Origin of the sequence: Deinococcus maricopensis DSM 21211, from assembly GCF_000186385.1 — a bacterium.
Taxonomy (GTDB): domain Bacteria; phylum Deinococcota; class Deinococci; order Deinococcales; family Deinococcaceae; genus Deinococcus_B; species Deinococcus_B maricopensis.
The window spans coordinates 3,343,443-3,359,559 of the sequence record NC_014958.1; the positions used below are offsets into that span (position 1 = coordinate 3,343,443).

At 60.4% G+C, this 16,117-nt stretch carries 11 protein-coding genes; 7 read left to right on the forward strand and 4 right to left on the reverse strand.

What is annotated here, in order from left to right; genetic code table 11:
• Positions 1–273 precede the first annotated feature (273 nt).
• From DEIMA_RS18390 to DEIMA_RS15835, 4 genes are all read right to left on the reverse strand, one after another.
• Positions 274–414: a hypothetical protein gene (locus tag DEIMA_RS18390; RefSeq protein WP_013558290.1), complete on the reverse strand. Its 141-nt coding sequence runs from the start codon at positions 412–414 to the stop codon at positions 274–276.
• Between the two features lie 88 nt (positions 415–502).
• Positions 503–2,857, reverse strand: coding sequence for an AfsR/SARP family transcriptional regulator (locus DEIMA_RS15825; protein ID WP_013558291.1), 2,355 nt, complete (start codon positions 2,855–2,857; stop codon positions 503–505).
• A gap of 305 nt (positions 2,858–3,162) precedes the next feature.
• Complete coding sequence (locus tag DEIMA_RS15830; RefSeq protein WP_013558292.1) at positions 3,163–4,401, reverse strand: DUF790 family protein; 1,239 nt, start codon at positions 4,399–4,401, stop codon at positions 3,163–3,165.
• Positions 4,388–5,803 carry a DEAD/DEAH box helicase family protein gene (locus DEIMA_RS15835; RefSeq protein ID WP_013558293.1) on the reverse strand — a complete coding sequence of 472 codons (1,416 nt, stop codon included), beginning with the start codon at positions 5,801–5,803 and terminating at the stop codon, positions 4,388–4,390. Before DEIMA_RS15835 ends, DEIMA_RS15830 begins: the two co-directional genes overlap by 14 nt.
• Before the next feature lie 410 nt (positions 5,804–6,213).
• On the opposite strand from DEIMA_RS15835, the gene DEIMA_RS15840 reads away from it, so the two are divergent.
• The 7 genes from DEIMA_RS15840 to DEIMA_RS18080 all read left to right on the forward strand — a co-directional run bounded on the left by DEIMA_RS15840 (position 6,214) and on the right by DEIMA_RS18080 (position 16,115).
• On the forward strand, positions 6,214–7,110 hold the full coding sequence (locus DEIMA_RS15840; RefSeq protein WP_013558294.1) for a manganese catalase family protein: 897 nt from the start codon (positions 6,214–6,216) through the stop codon (positions 7,108–7,110).
• Positions 7,111–7,225: 115 nt separating this feature from the next.
• Complete coding sequence (locus tag DEIMA_RS15845; RefSeq protein ID WP_013558295.1) at positions 7,226–8,755, forward strand: sensor domain-containing diguanylate cyclase; 1,530 nt, start codon at positions 7,226–7,228, stop codon at positions 8,753–8,755.
• Between the two features lie 75 nt (positions 8,756–8,830).
• A complete protein-coding gene (locus tag DEIMA_RS15850; protein WP_013558296.1) occupies positions 8,831–9,052 on the forward strand; it encodes a hypothetical protein in 222 nt (73 codons plus the stop codon).
• 104 nt (positions 9,053–9,156) lie between these two features.
• Complete coding sequence (locus DEIMA_RS18450; RefSeq protein ID WP_013558297.1) at positions 9,157–9,834, forward strand: hypothetical protein; 678 nt, start codon at positions 9,157–9,159, stop codon at positions 9,832–9,834.
• Positions 9,835–11,848: 2,014 nt separating this feature from the next.
• Positions 11,849–13,048: a hypothetical protein gene (locus tag DEIMA_RS18075; protein WP_013558298.1), complete on the forward strand. Its 1,200-nt coding sequence runs from the start codon at positions 11,849–11,851 to the stop codon at positions 13,046–13,048.
• A 338-nt stretch (positions 13,049–13,386) separates the two neighbouring features.
• On the forward strand, positions 13,387–15,177 hold the full coding sequence (locus DEIMA_RS17630) for an ATP-binding protein (RefSeq protein WP_013558299.1): 1,791 nt from the start codon (positions 13,387–13,389) through the stop codon (positions 15,175–15,177).
• Positions 15,174–16,115, forward strand: a complete 942-nt coding sequence (locus tag DEIMA_RS18080; RefSeq protein WP_013558300.1) for an RsmD family RNA methyltransferase — start codon at positions 15,174–15,176, stop codon at positions 16,113–16,115. The genes DEIMA_RS17630 and DEIMA_RS18080 overlap by 4 nt, the downstream gene beginning before the upstream one ends.
• The last annotated feature ends 2 nt before the right edge of the window (positions 16,116–16,117 follow it).

A 16,117-nucleotide genomic window follows, 5' to 3' on the forward strand; every position in this document is an offset into this window, starting at 1 on the left:
GGGCGCCCGCTGGGACGCGCCGTGGTGGGCGCGCCCCAGCGAACGCGGGGCGTGAGGGGGCCGCGCAGACCCGGCCGGAACCGGACCTGAGGGGCGCAGAGCCAACCGCCCGGGCGGGGCCGGGCAGCGCTCAGTGGGGTGCGATGAGGGGTGCGGCGTGACGTTGCGGGCGCATTCGCCGTCTGCTGGGTGCAGGCGCGGAGGGGCGGTGACCGTTCCGGTCACACGGGCGCCGCAAGCCCCTACGGGGAACCAGTACGGGTGGGAGGACCCTCAGGACAGCCAGGGGAACGGGAAGCCGCCCGTGATGCAGCAGACGGGGTCGCCGTCACCGGGGTTGCTGAGCGTGTCGGCCTGGGAGATGGGGGCGAGCAGGAGGGCCAGGGTGGGCAGGAGGACCAGGAACTTTTTCATGCCTGCAGTGTGCCGGGCAGGGGGTTAATCGGCGGACAATCCCCGGGCACACGCCGGTGGAGGGGGCGCGGCGCGCCCCCTCCGGCGGTCAGGACGGCGTCACGCCGAGTTCCTGCGCGAACACGCGTTCGTAGCGGCGGCGCGTCAGGTCCAGCTGGTGCGGCGCGTCACCGCGCTCCAGGCTGCGCAGAAGGCCCTGCCAGCCGCGTTCCTCCAGCGGTTCGAGGTCCACGGCGCGCGTGTACGCTTCGCGTGCCGCGAGCGGCTGCGTGTTCAGCAGGGCGTCGCCGACGCTGAGCGCGCAACTCAGCGCCGCGTCATGGAAGCGCAGGCGCGCGTCCTGCACCCACTCGCTGGTGCTGTGCGTCAGGAACTCGCCGGTGTAGAGCGCGAGGGCGCGCTGCCACTGGCGCAGGTCGTGCGCGCGGCTGGCGGCGTCCACGTCCGCCGCGTCGAGCTGCACCGTCCAGCAGGGGTGCAGGTGGTACTGCCCGCCCTGGTGAATGATGGGTTCCTCTCCGTCCGGCACGAACGCGCGCAGCGCGGTGCGGAGCGTGCGGACGGCCTGCTTGAAGTACGATTCCACGCCGGGACGGTCACTGCCGTCCCACAGGGCGTCCACGAGCGTTTCGCGGCGGGTGGGACCGTGCAGGGCGAGGTGCACGAGCAGTTCCTGCGCTTTTTGCAGGCCGATGCGGATGGGCGTGCGGTCCACGCGGACGGCGAACGTCCCGAACGTCTGGAGGGTCAGCGTCACGTGGTTCTGCCCGGCGCGCTGCGCGAGCCGCTCGAAGCGCCGCCCGCCCAGGCCGCGCGCGGCGCACGCGGCGTACAGCGGCGCGAGACGGTCGAGGTCGAGGGTCAGGGCCGGTTCGCCGCCGACGGTGTCCAGCAGCGTGCGCAGCGGCGCGACGTGGGTCTCCTCCAGCGGGCCCTGCGCGCGTTGCAGGTCGAGCAGGAACGCGTGCGCGCGCAGCCGGAAGCTGTCCATCAGGGCGAGGCCGTCGGCGGCCTGCTGCAGGGACGCGCGCGCCTCGGGCGCGCCCCGGCGGTACTGGCACAGGCCGCGGTAGAAGTGCAGGACGGTCGCGTCGAAGCTGCTGAGCGGCAGCAGGGACTCGATGGTCTCCTCGAACGTCTCGAACGTCCACTCGCCGGCCCGCCAGTGCGCTTCGGCCTGCAGCGCCTGAATCACGACCGTGAAGCGGTGGCGCGCGGCGCGCTGCTCGAGGGCGCGGACCGCCTGGAGGTCCTGGAGGGCCTGCGTGAACTGCGCCTGCAGCACGCCGAATTCCGCGCGGATCAGGAGCGCTTCGGCCATGCGGGCGTCCTGGTGTTCGGCGGCGAGCGCGATGGTGCGCTGCAGCAGTTCGGTCGCTTCCGGCACGCGGTTCAGGTAGAACGAGCGGTAGCTGAGGTCCAGCATCAGCGCGAGGCGTTCGCGGTGAATGCCGAGCAGTTCGAAGAGGCGCATGGCTTCGCGCGCGGTGGCTTCCTGCTCCGTGAAGCGTTCGGCGGCGGCGTACGCGCCCTGCAGGAAGTACAGGCAGCGGGCGCGGGCGTACAGGTCGTCGGCGGGCACCTGCGCGAGCGCCTGCTCGGCGACGTGCACGCCGTGCGTCACCTCGCCCAGCTCGATGTGCCCGCGCGACTGGCTGCAGCGCAGCCACGCCGCGATGTGCGCCTCGGGCGTGGCCTCCAGGCCGCGCACGGCGTGCTGGATGCGCTGGCGGTGGTTCTGGCGTTCGCCGGCGAGGAGGCTCAGGCCTAACCACACGCGCGCGTCCGCGTTCGGCTGCGCGGACAGGCGCAGCAGCGCGAGTTCCGCTTCGTCCACCTGCCCGAGCTGGTAGTGCGCGAACGCCTGCTGCGCCTGCGCGCGGGGCGTGCTCGGGGCCTTGCGACCCAGCAGGCGCAGCACGTCGGCATACTGACCGCGCCGTTCCGCGTCGTTGAGGGCGTCCGGCGGGGTGGGCGCGGCGTGTTCGCCCGCGGCGACCGGGTCGAGGCGGACGTACCACGCGCCGGCAGCGTCGACGCTGAGCGTCCCGCCCCGCCAGGGGCCGGCGTCGCGCAGGAGGTGCCGCTGGTAGTTGCCGAGTTGCAGGCCGCAGCGCACGCGACCCTGGCGGGTCCAGATGCTCACGGTTTCATCGTCGGGCTGCACGCGCAGCGCCTGGCCGTTCAGGTGCACGCCGGTGCGTTTCAGGCCGCCGCGTCGGGTGTGGCGCGCCTGCTCCACGGGGCCGCTCAGGGTTTTGAGCAGCGCGGGCGGGAGGGTGTCGGCGTCGGGTAGGCCCTGCAGCAGGGCGAGCACAGGCGTGTGCAGGTCAGCGCGGGCGCGGCGCAACGCGAGGTTGCCGAGACGGTGCAGGGTGTCGCGCAGGTCGCCGAGGGCGGCGGCCTGTTCAGCCGTGACGAGCAGGGTGAGGCGGAGCGCCATGCCTCAGCGTAAAGCAAAAGGGGGGTTCAAAAGGTCATGACTTCGTCCTGCGCGGCATTTTTCACATAAATTTAAGACTCATAAATCAGGCTTTAGGTTGCGTTTTCGCTGTGCAGTACGTGGCGCACGCGCCGGACTCAACGAACGCCGCCCACGCCGCCTGCACGGAGGCCAGACGCGCCGCATCCCTCGCTCCCAGACGGGGTGCCGCGCCGCGGTTGCACCAAGGGCGTCCGTGGCACAGCAAAGCCCCACACAAAGGCGAGTGGTGCTCGCTCCCCCTGGGTGCCCTCATCACGCGGGCTTCAGGCCATGCCGGTGCCCGTAAGCTTTTCCGCGACTTCCAGCACGCCCTTGGGGTTCAGGACGCCCTTGAAGAAGATGACGCGTTCGTCGAAGTCGCTGGGGTCCACGCCCGCGCGTTCCAGGTTCAGGCGTTCGCTCACGGCGACGATCACGTCAGTGCGGCCACTCTTGCGCAGCAGGTCGAATTTCTTGCGGAGGTACTCGGGCCGCCAGTACCCGACGATTTCCAGCAGGACGCTGCGTCCGCCCTCGTGAACCAGGCGGAAGTCGGGGATGATGACGCCGCCGGGCACGGGCACGAGGTCCACCTCACGTTCCAGCGTCCACGGGCCACTCAGTTTGGTGAAGCGGTCCGCGAAGCCGCTCTCCAGGGCGCTGTCGTGCTCGTCGGGCACCTTGTAGTGGCTGACGTAGCCGTCGTCACTGGTGAGCTCGAAGCGCCACTCGTCGTCTTCCGGGTCGACCCATGCGAGGTCCCGGCGGGGTTTGAGGGCGGCGGTCAGGTCCCATTTGGTGACGTGCAGCAGCGCCGGGAGGAATTTCGCCATGGCGAGGCCGTAGCGGGTGGTGCCGCCGAACAGGCTGGTGGGGCCGTCCATGGTGAGCGTGAAGCCGTAGTCGGCGTCGCCCTCCACGGTGACCATCAGGCCGAACAGCTTGGTGTACTTCAGGAGCTGTTTGTAGCGGGCGGGTTCGTTGCGGCGGGCGGTGATGATCAGGCTGTACGCGCGGTACAGCACGCCCTGCGCCTGCGCGAGGTTGAAGCGGTCGATGAGCGTGCCGGGTTCGGGCGCGTCGAACTGCACGAGCGTCTGCTGGTCCGGGAGGTCGGCGTACAGGGCTTCGCCGAGTTCCTCGGGTGTGAGGGGGCCGCCGCCGAGCGCGGCGGCGGCCTGCGCGAGCACGTCCGCGCGGCGCGCGCGGCTGGGCGGGTGGGCCTGCGCGAGCTCGAACACCTTCGCGCGGATCAGGGACGGTTCGAGCGTGCCGCCCGTTTCGAATTCGGCGTGGTCGCCGGCGAGGATGTGCGCGAGGCCGCGCACGACGCGGTAGTCGCTGCGGCCCGCTTCGAGGGCCTTGAGGGCGTCGTTGAGGGGGGCGCGTTTCTCGCCGACGTGCGCGGTGAACGTGTCAATCAGGGTGGTGATGAGCGTGAGGTTGCCGGGCGTGGGTTTCAGGCGGCGCGGTTCGACGATGCCGGCTTTCACGCGGAACATCAGCAGGTCAGTCGGAAGCATTGATGTCCTCCCAGAAGTTCACGCCGGCGTCCATGCCCAGGTCGCTCCGGGGTTGCCACTGGCCGCGGCGTTGCTGGCTGACGCGTTCCTCGCTGGTGCCTTCGGTGACGACCTCATACAGCACGGCCCGTTTGTCTTTCGCCTGGCGGAGGATGCGGCCGAGGCGCTGGATGTGTTCGCGTTCGGTGGCGGTGCCGGACAGGACCACGGCGACGCTCGCTTCGGGCACGTCGACGCCTTCATTCAGGACGCGGCTGGTGACGATCACGCGGTACTCGCCGCTGCGGAACTTCTGCAGCAGCGCGTGGCGTTCCTTGACGGGCGTCTGGTGCGTGATGGCGGGAATCAGGAATTCGCGGCTGATGCGGTACACGGTGGCGTTGTCGTCCGTGAAGATGAGGGTGCGGTCCTTGGGGTGGTTCGCGAGGATCTCTTCGAGCACGCGGAGTTTGCCGTCGGTGCCGTACGCGAGGGCGCGCGCTTCGCGGTGCGCGAGCATGGCCTTGCGGCCGTCGGGGCTGCCGCTCTGCATCACGAACTGCTTCCAGCCGTCAATGGAGCCGAGGCGGATGCCGCTTTTTTCGAGGAAGCGGTTGCGGGTGCTGATGAGTTCGGCGTAGCGCTCGGCTTCGCGGGGGCTGAGGCGCACGAGGATGCGCACTTCCTGGTAGTCGGCGAGGGTGCCGCCGCGCAGGTCTTCGGGCGCGCGCGCGTACACGACGGGGCCGATCAGGTCGTTCAGGTCGCGTTCGCGGCCGTCGCTGCGTTTGGGCGTGGCGGTGAGGCCCAGGCGGTACGGGGCGAGGCTCATGTCGGCGATGACGCGCGTGAAGTCGGATGGGAGGTGGTGCGCTTCGTCGAAGATCAGCAGGGCGTAGCGTCCGGCGAGGTCTTCGGCGTGGATGGCGGCGCTGTCGTACGTGGCGACCAGGATGGGCGTTTCGTCTTTGCTGCCGCCGCCGAGCAGGCCGATGTTGGCGTCGGGGAAAGCGGCGAGCAGGCCGGAGTACCACTGGTGCAGCAGGTCGAGGGTGGGGACGCAGATGAGGGTGGGACGCGGGGTGTCGCGCATGGCGAGTTGCGCGACGAGGGTTTTGCCGGCGCCGGTGGGGAGGACGACGAGGCCGGTGCGGCCCGCGCGTTTCCAGGCGCTCAGGGCTTCTTGCTGGTGCGGGTAGGGTTGGACCTCGCGCGCGAAGGGGAGTGTGAGTTTGTCGTACGTGGCGGCCTCGTCGCGGTAGGCGACGAGGTGGTTGCGCAGCAGTTCGCTGATCGTGCGGTAGGCGCGTCCTGGCGCGCGGTGCGTCTGGGCGCGGGCGTCCCACGTGAAGAGGTGGGCGACGACGTCGGGCACCTCTCGCATCACGAGGGTGCCGCGGTCGAGGCGGAGCACGGGCGTCACCTGCGAATCCTAACGGGTCGCGGTGTGGGGGACCGTCGGGCGGGCACGTTCTGATTATTACAGAAAATGACTACGTATTATGCCCAAGGCGAGTTTGGCCATGCTCATGAAGAAAGCCTCAGCCACCCCACCGGCCCTCCCCCACTGCCCTTTGGGCAGACCTGAAGCCCCCACACACAAACCCCAAAGCCCCAAAACGCCGTCCAGCACGGCCACTCCCAGAAACGTTAGCGGACGCCACCCCCAAACAGGCACGCTTCGCGTGAAGCGCCGTAAGGCGCCCCCTCAGCCCAGCCTTCAAACGACTCAAGACGCCCCGACCCGCCACCCATCCGCCTCCGCAACCGCCCGAGTTCAATAACAACCGTCGTCCAGTACGGCCACACCACCCCCCTTCGGAGGAAAAGCGCATGTTCTACCACGACAACAAACTGCAGTACACCGTCCGCGTCGATACCCCCGACCCCCGCTTCGCCCGCCTCCTGCAACAGGCCATCGGCGGCGTCGAAGGCGAAATCCGCGTCATGCTGCAGTACCTCTTCCAGGCGTGGGGGAACCGCGGCCCCACCAAATACCGCGACATGCTCCTCGAAACCGGCACCGAGGAAATCGGCCACGTCGAGATGCTCGCCACCGCCGTCGCCCTGAACCTCGAAGGCGCCCCCGCCAGCCTGCAGGAACAGGCCGCCACCACCAACCCCATCGTCGGCGCCATCATGGGCGGCATGGACCCCCGCCAGTACCTCTCGGCGGGCATGGCCGCCCTCGCCAGCGACGCGAACGGCGTCCCCTTCGACGGCTCGCACGTGTACGCCAGCGGCAACATCGCCGCCGACATGTACTCGAACGTCACCGCCGAAGCGACCGGCCGCGCCCTCGCGTGCCGCCTGTTCGAACTCACCGACGACCCCGGCATGAAAGACATGCTGCGCTTCCTGATCGCCCGCGACACCATGCACCAGCAGCAGTGGCTCGCCGTCATCGAGGAACTCGGCGGGCACAAGGGCGTCCTGCCCATCCCCAACAGCTTCCCCGACAGTGAGCAGGTGCAGGACGTCGCCTACGACTTCTTCGCCACCGGCATTGAGGGCGTCGAACCGCCCGCCGGGCGGTTCACGAGCGGCCCGTCCCTCGACGGCAAAGGCGAATTCCGCCTGCGTCTCGCGCAGCCCATGGGGCAGGAGCCGAAACTCGCGCCGCCCATCCCGCAGGCGTACGCGCAGACCGAGCAGCTCCTGGGCGCCGACGCCATGAGCGCCGACGCGACCACCAGCGTCATCACCACCGACCCCGACGACACGAAATAACGCCCTCACGAGGACGCCGCCGGGCCATGGCCCGGCGGCGTCCTCAGCGCGTTCCAGCGCGGCCAACGTGGCTCAAGTCGGACGCCTGTCAGATCCCGCGGCCTACACTACAGGTATGCCCGCTGCGCCCCGCCCCGAGAACGAGTACGCTCGCCTGCTCGACCTCGCGCGTTACGACATCCTCGACAGCGCCCCCGAGGAGACCTTCGATCGCCTCACGCGCCTCGTCGCCCGTACCCTGCGCGCACCCGCCGCCATCATCAACTTCGTCGACCAGTACCGTCAGTGGGGCAAATCCTGCTTCGGCACCGGCGACTCCACCGGCCCGCGCGAACACTCCTTCTGCGCGTGGACGATCCTCAGCGACGACGTTATGGTCGTCGAGGACGCCACCCAGGACGCCCGCTTCGCCGACAACCCGCAGGTCACCGGCGCGCCGCACATTCACCTGTACGCCGGCGCGCCCCTCATCACCCCCAGCGGTCACCGCCTCGGGTCCATCTGCGTCATCGACTCGCAACCCCGCACCCTCGACGACGACGACCGCCGCGCCCTGCAGGACTTCGCGGCGCTCATCATGGACGAACTGGAATTCCGCGTCCGCAACAAGGAACTTCAGCAGGAAGTCGGCGCGCAGGCGCAGGTCATGCGCGAACTGCGCCGCACCGCCACGCACGCCCACACCCTCGAAGCCGTGAACGCCCTGCTGGACGCCCCCCTCACCCCCGAGGACGCCACGCTCGCCGCCGCCCGCGCCATCGGCGAAGCCATCCACGCCGATTGGACCGGCCTCGTCACCGCCGTGAACGGCGCCCCCACCGTCCAGACCGCGCATCACCTCCCCGACACCCCCCCGGCCCTGCTGGACTTCGCCGCGCACCTGCAGGAGTACCAGGGTGTCACCAGCACGCTGCTCGACACCACCACGCCCACGTACATCGAGGAGTACGCCCTCCACCCCAACGCCATCGGCATCGCCGTCGAAGCGGGCCTCAGCGCCGCCGCGTGGCTGCCGCTCGGCCGCTACGACGACACGGTGTTCCTGCTCGTCGCCGTCCGCGCGGACCGCGGGCGACGCCACGCCTGGCGCGCCAGCGACCGCGCCCTGCTCGACGCGGCCGGCCGCAGCGTCCGCAGCGCCCTGGACCGCCGCACCGTCCAGGCCGCTGCCGAACGCGCCGCACGCCTCGACACGCTCACCGGCGCCGGCAACCGCCTCAGCTTCGAGGAGGACCTCAACGCCCGCATTCACAGCGGCGCGCCGTTCACGCTCGCCGCCATCGACCTCGACGGCTTCAAATCCGTCAACGACACCGAAGGGCACGCGCAGGGCGACAAACTGCTGCGCGTCTTCACCGCCACCCTGCAAAGCGAAATCAGCGACGCCGGCCGCGTCTACCGCCCCGGCGGCGACGAGTTCGCGCTGCTCAGCCCCCTGAGCGCCGAAGAGATCGAGGAGATCGTGGACGTCGCGGTCGTGGCCGCGCGCGGCGTCACGACCGCCCGCGTCGGCGCGAGCGTCGGCGTCACCGCCTTCCCGGACGACGGCACCACCCCGGACACGCTGCTGCGCACCGCCGACGACCGCATGTACGCGGTGAAGCGACGCCGTCAGGCCCTGCGCGACGACACGCCCGGCACGTAAGGGCCGCGCGAACTCACAGGAAACGCTTCAGGGCGCGCCGTTGCTTCAGGGCGCGCCCTCGTCACACCATGAGGCATGACGCCCGTGGAAGCCGGCCTGTACTGGTTCTGCCTCGCCGCGCTGCTCGCGAACGTGGTCCTGATCATCACGCTGCTCGTCCGCCGACGGTGGCTGACGGCGCTCCTCACTGCCGTCCTGGTCGGCGCAGGGGCGTACGTCATCGTCGTCCGTCCGTGGTTACCTCCACACGACGTGAACCTGCTCGAACCCTGGAAGACCGACGGGCGAGCAGGATGAGGCCCCGTGCGCATCTGGCGGAGGGGGCGTGCGCTTTCGTGCTGATCACCGTCCCCCAACCGCTAGACTCCTCGTGGCCGCTCTGAGCTGCCTGTGAGGAAACCATGAAAAACCTGCTCCCCCCCCTGAGCCTCGCGCTCGCCCTCGCGGCCTGCTCCCCTACGCCCGCGCCCGCGCCCGCACCGGCCCCCGCCGAGCCCCCTCCCGCCGCCACGTACCCCTACAACCCCAGCGCCAGCGCCCAGGAAAGCGCCGACCCCCGCATCCCCTACGCAGGCGAGTGGGTCTGGCTCGCCGTCTTCAAAGACGGCACCACCCAATACGGCAAGATGAACGTCGACGAACGCTTCGCTCCCGTCGACAAGTTCACGAACATCGGCTCGGCCTGGAACGTCCTGTGCGTCGATGCAGACACCTGCCCCACCACCCCGTACGGGCAGGATGAAGCGATCATTGCCACCTACACCGATGCCGGGAAGTCCTTCCTTGCCGTCACCGGGTACGCAGCGGCCAGCGACAGCCCGCAGTTCGGCATCTTCGACGAGGACGGCGTGGTCACGGTCGAGGACGGCCATGCCTGGATCGAAGGCACAGGCGTGTGGGCCGACGACCGCGAGATCGGGTTCGCCATGATGCAGGTCCACGCGGGCCTCAGCGCCACCAGCACCGGCAAGACCAGCGTCGGCGCCCTGAAGGTCGCGCCCACGATCCGCAACGTCCACGCGCAAGGCACCGCGTCGCTGACCGCGAAGGCCGTCCAACTCCTGAAAAACACGTTCTGAACGCACAGGCGGCTGAGTCCTCAGCCGCCTGCACATGCAGAAGGCCTCGCGTATGCGAGGCCTTCTGTTGTGGTGGGTCGTGTAGGACTCGAACCTACAACCCGCTGATTAAGAGTTATGCCAATGATAACCCCGCCTCAATACACGCAGGACGTGAAATTCCTTAAATAAAATTATAGTAGGATTCGACATCACCGGATCAAGCTGGCGAACTCTGTAACTAAGAAATTTAGTGAAAGTTTTCACGCTTATGCTGCCGCATGATTTGGATCATGATCTGAACTTGGTGGAGGTCATGGTTCGGTCGCCTCGCGCGTCCATTTCCCTGCCCTGCCGTCCTCGGCTCGGCTGCCTTCGTCCCCCAGGCCGCTGCCCGGTCGGTGCCCTTCTCTCCGCCAGCTTCCAGCCCCTTTAGCGCCTTCCGCCGCGCTAACAGACAATTTTTCTATTACGGATAAATCCGAGAGAAAAAGCTGGTGCCCCTTGAGCCTACCGAGCACGTTAAGTCGTGTCAACAGCTTTTGGTGGCGGGAAGGAGGTACGTTCGTTTTTGTAAACAACAACAGAGTGACTAGGTTTACCAGGTCGTTTGAGTCTCAATGACCTTATCCGCTACATAACCTTACTGATCAAGAGCTGGAGTGACGGAGGACCTCCTAGCTCTCAAGAGGAGGCTGCGCAGGGAAAAACACCCCCGGGCTATAGTCAATAGCTTCAGCGCAATGAAGATGTTTTGTCTGCATGACCAGCAAGACTGGCCTACAGCTCGTCTTCAAGTACCTTCATACCGCTTGAGATCAAATGTTGCACGAGCGACAGCTCTAGCCGCTTCCCGATAAGTACAAGAGCAGGCGCGTTCTACAGCTTTCGTCAGATCAAGCAGGCCAACCCCAACTTCGTTACGCACTGCCCGGATTGCATCATCCAGTAGCTCGTCTCTAGCTAGACGCTCCTGAAGTTGAAGCATAGCTTCTTGTGTACGTCGAGGCTTAGGCATGGCTATCACGGTAGCTCAGGTCTCTTCTTCCTAGGTGTTGTTATGTGGCGAGATGTATTTGAAAACTTCACACTAATTCCTATCAGTGCTAGACCGCCATGCTTTACATACATTAAGTCATATAAAAGCGTGGATAGTCTCTCGACTATCACAGTATCTATCTGTAAGCGTCCCCAAAGGGACGCATTTTCTTTTAATCCACAGGAGCATTGTGAGAGCTAAGCAATTTGAGCAATGGCTCCTTACACCTGGAGCTGGCAAGCCTAAGCCGGCACTAGAGGATGTTGCCGACTGGTTCTTCTCTAATGCAGGCAATTACCGAGTTCCTCGCAATGTTCTTGAAGGTGCTCGTCGATGGATTCTTTGGTGTTTAGAGGCTCTATCCCAATAAAGCGTAAGTACAGAAGGGATTGATTTTCGTTCGAAGCGTGATCCGTTCAACCGTAAACGAGTTCTTGTCGTTAGGTATTGTGGGGATCACTTCTTCGTCTACTACGCTCTATCCAAGAACCGAGACAAGAACATCAAGTATTACGCTTTACAGGTCCTATCAGGACAGGAGGAATGAACGTCAGTGAATGACGGGTAGGCCTACTCTCTCCTTACTAAAAGCTGGTACAGCATCTATACGCCTGCCTTACAGGTCCTCATTGAGGACAGGAGGCGAACAACGAGAGCCGGGCAGGAGCATAAGCAGCACAACTTGATGAAATAACAAGCATTAGGCATATGGAGATGTCCCTCCCTTCACCCCTAAATCCCCTCGCGTTCCTTTGGAACTCATAGGGGACTTGGTTTCACCTGCTGACAGGTCCCCTTGGGGGGACAGGAGGAGAGAACGAAGGTGATCGACGGGTAGGGCTAATACACCAACAAGTAAGTACAGCGGCAGCACAAAGGCGAGTAGGCGAGTAGCTTACTCGTCATTTTCTATTTAAGAGACAGGAATCAAGCTTTCCTCGTCCTACACGACGAATTCGCTTGATTTTCATAACCCAAACTTTTCAAGGAGTCGTTATGAGCATTACTTTCATTGATAGCGTGATGGGTTCCGGTAAATCCACCTATGCCATCAAGTACATCAATCAGCATAAGTACACCACGAAAATCATAGTGGCTTCCCCAATTCTCGACGAGGTGGATCGGTACGCACATAACTGTGGCATTCAACAACCGCTTGATATTCCAAGCAAGGCCAGCAATTTACGGCGTCTTCTCCAGCGAGGAGAGAGCGTTAGCATCTCGCACGCTCTGCTTCTGAACATAGACGAAGGCATGTTAGGTGAGATCAAAGCCCAAGGTTACGAGCTCATTCTCGACGAGGTAATTGCCGACGCGATCAATGTTCATTACACCAACAAGGACACCTTGGAAACGATGGTTCGAGCCGGGCTCGTCAATGTCGACCCTGATACGCAAAAGATTACGTGGTTAGAAGCCGAAGACTACGAAGATCACATGGATGTCCGAGACGCCTGTCGCGAGGGAGAGGTATACGCGGTGGACAATCAATACATTGTTTCCCACCTCAACACGAGCATCTTCGAGGCGTTCTCAAAAGTACAAATTATGACCTACATGGCGCCTTACTCCATGCTTGCCAAGCTCTTTATGGTTAAGAGCGTCCCCTTCAACATCGCTACCCTTGACCAGGGCAGAGTAGTCTTCCAGACACCCATGTACTCTGGAAAGCAGTTTGCTTCTCTGATCCATCTTGACAACACACCACGCCGGCAGCTGAACTTCAAGCTTTCGGTCAGTGGTCAAGGCAAGCTCTCCAAGACTAAGCGTAATCGGCTCTCCAGTTATACCAACGGTTTTTTTACACGGTATGGCAAGGGAGTACGTCGATCTGAGCGAATTTGGACGACCTATCGTGCTTATGCCGAAGCTCTTGTCCCTACAGGCACGAGACCACAGTTCGACATGAATAACTTTGTGCAGCACTCAGCAAAGGGCACTAATCAGTACTCGAATGCTTCTGTAGCTGCATACCTTGTCGACAAGCACCCGCATCCAGCAGTGGAGAAATACCTCGTTAAACATAGGGTACCGTTTGCCCGTGGAACGAAGAGCGTCCCCGGGGACCAAGGCTTATGGGCACTGTCTGAGATGATTCAGTGGATATGGCGAACTCGAATTAGAAATAAGGAGTCTATTCGTTTGTACGTTCCTAGTAAGCGCATGAAAAAGCTCCTAGAAGGTTGGCTGCAGTAACAACGAAATTTATAGAACTATTCCGTGGGGTACACCTAACCTTTTTAGGGAAAAGGATTCCCTCGGCACTGCTGGCGCGAAGGGTGACCATACCCCACCGGGTTACTCGTGCCCTCTCCAGGCTTTTGGTATGCCTCCATACCCAGTCCAGGGTATACAGAAAGCGTGCCATTTTTAGGTTCATCTTATATTCTGAGCTTCCACAGAACTTTACATCGCTCACGTCTCTTTTTCCGCCAACTTCGCAATGACCAGGATCTTCTGAATCTTGCATCTATGACGTTGAAAAATGCCACGGAATGGCAAGAAAATAAATACAGAAGTAAGGAGATATAAACATGAGACAAATAGAAGATGATTTTACAATTGAAAATATTGGCGCAAGTCTTTTAGAAGAGTTAGCGCGCGGCTTGTATGAGCCAGCCACAGTGTTACGAGAATACATTCAAAATGCCGTTGACGCACACCGCGACTACCGAAATAAATATGGCGACCTTCCAGATCAAGAAATATTGATTGAGTTTGACGACGATGATATTAGAATTATTGACTTTGGCATTGGTATGGAATTAGCAGAGGTCAAAGATGTGAAGTCGATAGCAATTTCTAGCAAACGAAATCGGAGTTCTGATCTTACAGGACGCAAGGGCGTTGGCATTTGGTCTGGATTGAACTTCTTTTCAAAAGTACACATCAAAACTTCCAAAAAAGGCGTTCCCAATGCATACATCATTGAGATTAATTTCGCTGCTATTCTAAAACACCTTAATTCTGATCAGGTAGTGAATATGAATATTAAGGAGGTAGTAGCTCCAAATTATGCCATATTTGAGACAGAGGAAGCATCCGACAAGCATTATTCTATTGTAACTCTGAGTGCGCCGATTGAAGTCGAATACAGGAAGCAGCTGCTTGATCCGCAAAGTGTCAAGAAGGTAGTTGCCGACATTTGTCCCTGTCGAGTACAACCCGATTTCATCAAGAGACAAGACTTACTAGATTGGTATACTGAGAACGATATCGATCAATTTGGCATTAAAGTTAACGGCGAAGAAGTTTACAAAGCGTTCCCAAGCGCGACTGATGAATTTATCAAAGGTGAGATTAACGTTGATAGCAACGTAGTAGCTAAATACTGGCTTATTCCTCATAATCCCGCAAATAGACAAAACGGGAAATTTCCCGAAAGCAAAGATTACCTTACAGGCGTAAGACTTATTCAGAAGGGTTTCGTTTTAGGAGCTGCTAATCCTTATAGCAAGGACACAATGGAGGGTTATATAACTATTCGCCCTCAATCTTACCTAGATTGGTATGCAGGCGAAATCCATATTCTTGACGAGAGTCTTCAACCAACCTTGGCACGCAACGAACTCCAAAGCACCGAGAAAGAACGGCGTTTTATAAATCAGTTACGCCAATTCTATGGAGATTTAACGACTGACACGCGCGAGGTCGCTTCACTCCGTCAAACAATGTGGAAAATAGTTAAATTCAACACTTTTATACAAGAAGTAGTAGATAAAGGAGAATATACTGAAACAAAAAAGAATGAGGCTATAATCGATGAGATTTTAGATTTTAAGTTTGCAGATAATATTCGCGCCGCAGAAACTAGCGCCAAAAAAGCCAACTATTCATACAAGGCTCTCAAAACATATAAAAATCGCCTATTAAGGGACATAAAAAGAGAAAAGGCAGAGATATTTGATAATTGGAGTGCACTGCAAGGTCTTGTCATCAATTTACCTGACCTATCAGATAGCTCCAACGCTGGCAAACGCGTCAAAACTGTCAATGAGGGTACCGAAAACTCTGCAAGCCAAGCTACACCTCTTCCCAATCCAGTTGTAGGACCATCGGTTAACACCGTAAACACCGACACACCTCCTAATTCTCTGAATACTCAAAGCCAACCCGCACCCAGCGTACAGCTTCAACCAGCTGCCATCTCTCCGAATGTACAGGTTATAACCGATATTACTTCCGAGGGCTTTAAAACAGTTGATTTAAATATTGTGATGGGCATCGTTGCTGAGGTGTTAACAGAAATACTGTCAAATGAACCAGAAAGACAAAAGAAGTATTATAATCAAATTCTCGAGCAGATCAAGGGAAGTGGATCTTGAGCGGTAATCAATTTCCAGAAAGTGACTCAAAAAGAAAACTTCGATTAGAGCACCTGCGAACATTCTCAAGCTTTAGTACAGAAATAGGCAACAAGCTTGTGTATTTCGGCTTTCCATCAGCCGAAATGAAAGATGTTATTGTATGGCAAGGATTGCTGAAGAGAGTTGTCGCTATTGAACGCGACCGTGATATAGCTACGTCAATTGCTATGACGGCAGAGAGCATAGGACTCAGGGATAAAACAGTTATCATTAGGAGAGATCTTTTAGAAGTTTCGGAATGGCTTAGCTTAGACCCATCCCATCGTTCGGCGGCTATCAGCTCGCTTACGCCTTCATTGCAAAGTAATATTAATTTGATATCAAAAGATCACTTTGACATAATCTATCTTGATATGTATGGCGGTTTTGTTTATTTAGATGATCAAGGGAATAGTTCCAATGTCAACATATTGAATAATCTTCTTCGCTATCAAGAGCAATTTCGGAAACCATTCTATATACTAGTTACTTATAATTTACGAGATACGGGAGCAGGCGAGTATCGCAGGTTTGTTGCAGATACGCTATCACAATTGGCAGATAATCAGAATATAAAACCCGACAACCTCGAAAAGGTTAAATCTTTCTATCAAAGCGAAGAAAACGACACAATACCTGCAAGCTTAAGACGAATACGCTTCTCCCTGCCAATTTTTCTAATGAACTCTGCGCGTCACAGTTATGAGATATCGGAGTTCAAATCATGGTATTATGTTAGCAGTAACCATTTCTTTCACGCCTCGCTGCGCTTTACTCCCCGTGACCGTCGGTCACCTCTAGGTAGCACGTGGCCTCACTTAGATGAAATTAGACTTCTTATAAACGAACCTATTATAAAGCTATCAACGGAAAACGGAACAACAGTAGAGCACATCATAGAGACTCCGACTTTATAAGG

Bases quoted from the DNA above. Each gene is read 5' to 3' on its own strand.
- DEIMA_RS15825 (WP_013558291.1), bottom strand. From the start codon at position 2,857: ATGGCGCTCCGCCTCACCCTGCTCGTCACGGCTGAACAGGCCGCCGCC.
- DEIMA_RS15840 (WP_013558294.1), top strand. From the start codon at position 6,214: ATGTTCTACCACGACAACAAACTGCAGTACACCGTCCGCGTCGATACC.
- DEIMA_RS18390 (WP_013558290.1), bottom strand. From the start codon at position 414: ATGAAAAAGTTCCTGGTCCTCCTGCCCACCCTGGCCCTCCTGCTCGCC.
- DEIMA_RS15850 (WP_013558296.1), top strand. From the start codon at position 8,831: ATGACGCCCGTGGAAGCCGGCCTGTACTGGTTCTGCCTCGCCGCGCTG.
- DEIMA_RS17630 (WP_013558299.1), top strand. From the start codon at position 13,387: ATGAGACAAATAGAAGATGATTTTACAATTGAAAATATTGGCGCAAGT.
- DEIMA_RS15830 (WP_013558292.1), bottom strand. From the start codon at position 4,401: ATGCTTCCGACTGACCTGCTGATGTTCCGCGTGAAAGCCGGCATCGTC.
- DEIMA_RS18075 (WP_013558298.1), top strand. From the start codon at position 11,849: ATGAGCATTACTTTCATTGATAGCGTGATGGGTTCCGGTAAATCCACC.
- DEIMA_RS18450 (WP_013558297.1), top strand. From the start codon at position 9,157: ATGAAAAACCTGCTCCCCCCCCTGAGCCTCGCGCTCGCCCTCGCGGCC.
- DEIMA_RS15845 (WP_013558295.1), top strand. From the start codon at position 7,226: ATGCCCGCTGCGCCCCGCCCCGAGAACGAGTACGCTCGCCTGCTCGAC.